The sequence below is a fragment of the Gelidibacter sp. genome (assembly GCF_035577925.1).
Lineage (GTDB): Bacteria > Bacteroidota > Bacteroidia > Flavobacteriales > Flavobacteriaceae > Gelidibacter.
The window spans coordinates 1-3,515 of sequence record NZ_DATJCY010000234.1 but is presented as its reverse complement, the minus strand read 5'-3'; the positions used below and the strand labels follow the sequence as shown (position 1 = coordinate 3,515).

4 protein-coding genes and 1 pseudogene are annotated in these 3,515 nt (G+C 36.7%); all 5 read right to left on the bottom strand.

The features are described 5' to 3' along the window. Positions 1-455 (bottom strand): annotated as a pseudogene (locus VNJ50_RS09305) (purine-nucleoside phosphorylase); the annotation flags it as partial. Further along, positions 448-1,125, bottom strand: a complete 678-nt coding sequence (locus VNJ50_RS09300; protein WP_325581184.1) for a TIGR04282 family arsenosugar biosynthesis glycosyltransferase — start codon at positions 1,123-1,125, stop codon at positions 448-450. The pseudogene VNJ50_RS09305 and the gene VNJ50_RS09300, both read right to left, overlap by 8 nt. A 308-nt stretch (positions 1,126-1,433) precedes the next feature. Beyond that, positions 1,434-2,486, bottom strand: coding sequence for an arsenosugar biosynthesis radical SAM (seleno)protein ArsS (gene arsS / locus VNJ50_RS09295; protein ID WP_325581183.1), 1,053 nt, complete (start codon positions 2,484-2,486; stop codon positions 1,434-1,436). Positions 2,487-2,602: 116 nt separating this feature from the next. Next, the gene (locus tag VNJ50_RS09290) at positions 2,603-2,938 is read right to left on the bottom strand and encodes an arsenosugar biosynthesis-associated peroxidase-like protein (protein WP_325581182.1); all 336 of its coding nucleotides are present in this window, start codon (positions 2,936-2,938) and stop codon (positions 2,603-2,605) included. 40 nt (positions 2,939-2,978) lie between these two features. Then, complete coding sequence (locus VNJ50_RS09285; protein ID WP_325581180.1) at positions 2,979-3,458, bottom strand: nucleoside deaminase; 480 nt, start codon at positions 3,456-3,458, stop codon at positions 2,979-2,981. Positions 3,459-3,515: the final 57 nt, after the last annotated feature.

Below are 3,515 nucleotides of genomic sequence, written 5' to 3'. Positions count from 1 at the left end.
GCAAAACGCTCGCCCATTTGTTCCACGCCTTTAAATGCCAATGGCGAACTGCCTTGCAGATTGATATGATCGTCAATAAGCATCAATTCTCCTTTTTTGAAATTCAGATTGATAGCACCCGAAGCGTTTGAAACCAAAAGTGTGTGAATGCCCAGTTTTTCCATAATACGCACCGGATAGGTCACATCTTGAAGTGAATAGCCTTCATAAATATGAAAACGCCCTTGCATGATGATGACTTTTTTGCCTTCTAAAATGCCATAAATAAGTTTTCCTTTATGAAATTCGACCGTGGCCGTTGGGAAATTTGGAATGTGGTTGTAGCTGACTTCATGAAGGATTTCTACTTCATCAATCAACTGTCCTAACCCAGTGCCGAGTATGATGCCGATTTCTGGGCTATCAAATCCTTTGTGTTGTAAATATTCGGTGGTTTCTTTTATAGATTTAATCATGTGGCTTGTAAAGTTTTGTGAGTTCAGTATAGTGTTGCATATCTTCAAAGGTATCAATATCATTTAATTCTTTCAGCAAAAGGACCTTACTGTTTTGAAGATCATTTAAAGTGTCTTTCAACACTGAGGATGTACTCCATTTTTTGTTTTCAAATATCTGGTGATATAATTTTTTCATTCCCAATAAATAATATCCGCCATCCGTTGCAGGACCGATGACCACATCATTAAAATCGAGTTGTGCAAATGCTGTATTGACAAGTTCCGCATCCAAATCTAAAAGATCACTGCCAATAATCGCTACTTTTTCGTAGCCTATTTGTAGTAATTCTGAAAAAGCATCGCGCATACGTTCACCCAAATCATCTCCTTTTTGTAGTTTTTTTCTAAAGCTATTAATATCCCACATATCGTCCTCAATAATCATGTCGGAATAAAACACATAACGATCAGCTTTGATAGCTTTAGCAATTGAAGCGGTATGATTTAAAAGATGTTTATAAACTTCCAATGCATTTTCGTCACCAATTGTTTTTGCCAATCGGGTTTTGCATTTGCCCAATTCAGGATTGCGCACGAATATAATCAATGCTTTTTTTGAGGTTGGAAAATGAAAACTATAATTCATTTCATTATCGCCATCGGTGTGTTTGGAGGTGAGAATACCCATTTTTAAAAATTCAAAGTTTGATGTTCAAAGTTCGGAAAAAATGATGAATTGAATCCCGATAATTATCGGGAGAAATCGAAGTTGAAGTTGAGGTTTCAATTTGAACTTCTTCCGATATCGGGATCATTATCATTAATAGAACGCAGATAACACAGATTTAGCTGATTTCACTGATTTTTACCAAATTCTCTTTGGACACGAATTGCACGAATTTTACTGATTTTCAGTTTCTCTTAATTTATTGGTATTAAGTTTATTCTGATAATTATTAAAAGCAATTTCGACTTGAACTTCGACTTCAATTTCGCCTAGGTCACACTTCCTTGGCAGCTGCTTCCTGCACCTGCCGTACAGCCATAACAATGTTGCGAAATCATGATTTTTCGGCCTTCTAAAAGAGATTCATTATATTCTGAAATATGTTTGACTTTGCTATTGACTGGCAAATTGAGCATTTGGTTAAAATCACAATCATATAGAAAACCGTCCCACGAAACAGATAGCGTATTGATACACATTACATTTTTTACGGTTGCTGGATTATAAGCTTCGACCAGTGCGTACATATAATCTTCGTAGTTTTCTGAAGCTATTAAATAGTCTAAAAATCGGCTAATGGGTAGATTGGTGATCGTAAACAGATTATTAAAATGGATTCCGAACTCATCAATTAGGGCAGATTTGAAATCTTTTTCCATACTGGCCTGATTGCCTGGTAAAAAAGCCCCAGATGGGTTATAAACCAAATCTAATTGCAAACCACTATCAGGCATGCCGTAACCCACCGCATTTAACGCTTTTAGGGCAGATATGGATTTATCAAAAACACCATCGCCGCGCTGTTTGTCAGTTTTTCCTTTGGTCCAATGAGGCATGGAAGAAATCACATGAATATTGTGCTTCTTGAAAAATTCGGGTAAATCATAATATTTTTTGTTGGATCTGATGATGGTCAGATTTGAACGCACAATAAAATCCTTAACACCAATTTTTGAGGCTTCTTCAACAAACCATCTAAAATCAGGATTCATCTCAGGTGCACCACCTGTCAGGTCCAAAGTATGTGCGCCCGTGTTTTTTATAACTTCCAAACATTGCAGCATCGTTTCTCTAGTCATAATTTCCTTACGGTCCGGACCCGCATCAACATGGCAATGCTCGCACACTTGGTTGCACATATAGCCCACATTGATTTGAAGGATTTCAAGTTTTTTGGCTGTCAATGGAAACTGACCGGTTTCAGCAATTTTATCCTTGAATTTCGGTAAATCGCCATTCTGAAAAATACCATTCGATAAGATTTCGAGCTGTTTTTGGCTGTTGGCTAATTCACTTTGACGTTTATGCAGACTTTTGATCATTTCTAGATTTAAAATTTAAGGTTCTAAGTTTTGAGGCTTCAACTTTTGTCTTCCAATTTTGAGTTGTTTGGTTGTTTGAAAAAAAACACGATGAAATATCGAGACGGATTCTCTTTCTACATTTCTAATTTATTCACTTTATTCATCATTTGCACACCATGAACTAACGATGCACCACCACGAATGGCCGATGCCACATGAAGCGCTTCCATCATTTCTTCTTTAGTAATGCCACGTTGCAATCCGTCGCCAGTATAGGCATCAATACAATACGGGCATTGAATGGTGTGTGCAACAGCCAAAGCAATCAGTGATTTTTCACGTTCGGATAACGCACCTTCTTTGAAAACAGCATTGTAGTAATCAAAAAATTTTGAGCCAAGTTCTTCGTTCCATTCGCTGATTTTTCCAAACTTTTTTAAATCTGCTGGGTCGTAATATGTTTTTTGCATGATATTTTTAAGATTTTGATTCTTATTTTGATTTTCTAAATTAATATTCCGTTTTGTCTTCTTTTTTACTCCATTTTTGAAAAGGTTCCAAGGCAATATCTCTAGCTAATTGTTCAAACGGAATGCTTCTTTTTTCATAAGATAATTCAATTTCTTTATAGATAAATTCATCATCAAAATTGATGTCGGCGGCATCTTGTTGGTTGCATCCATAAAAAACTTTGTCAGGTCGTGCCCAATAAATCGCACCAAAACACATGGGGCAAGGTTCGCAAGAGGTATAGATCTCACAGCCTTCCAGCTGAAATGTGTTCAGGTTTTTGCATGCATCACGGATGGCCATAATCTCGGCATGCGCGGTTGGATCATTATGGGAAGTGACTTTATTATTGCCACGACCTACAATTTTTCCATCTTTAACGATAACACATCCAAAGGGGCCGCCTTCGTTGTTTTCCATGCCTTTAAGTGCAGCAGTAACCGCTTCTAGCATGAATTTATTATTAGGGTCTTTACTCATTTTTTTTATAAATATTTAGGGTTGAAGAGACATTCAAAAATCCTCTTAATTTTTAAT

Bases quoted from the DNA above. Each gene is read 5' to 3' on its own strand.
- VNJ50_RS09290 (WP_325581182.1), bottom strand. From the start codon at position 2,938: ATGCAAAAAACATATTACGACCCAGCAGATTTAAAAAAGTTTGGAAAA.
- VNJ50_RS09300 (WP_325581184.1), bottom strand. From the start codon at position 1,125: ATGGGTATTCTCACCTCCAAACACACCGATGGCGATAATGAAATGAAT.
- arsS (WP_325581183.1), bottom strand. From the start codon at position 2,486: ATGATCAAAAGTCTGCATAAACGTCAAAGTGAATTAGCCAACAGCCAA.
- VNJ50_RS09285 (WP_325581180.1), bottom strand. From the start codon at position 3,458: ATGAGTAAAGACCCTAATAATAAATTCATGCTAGAAGCGGTTACTGCT.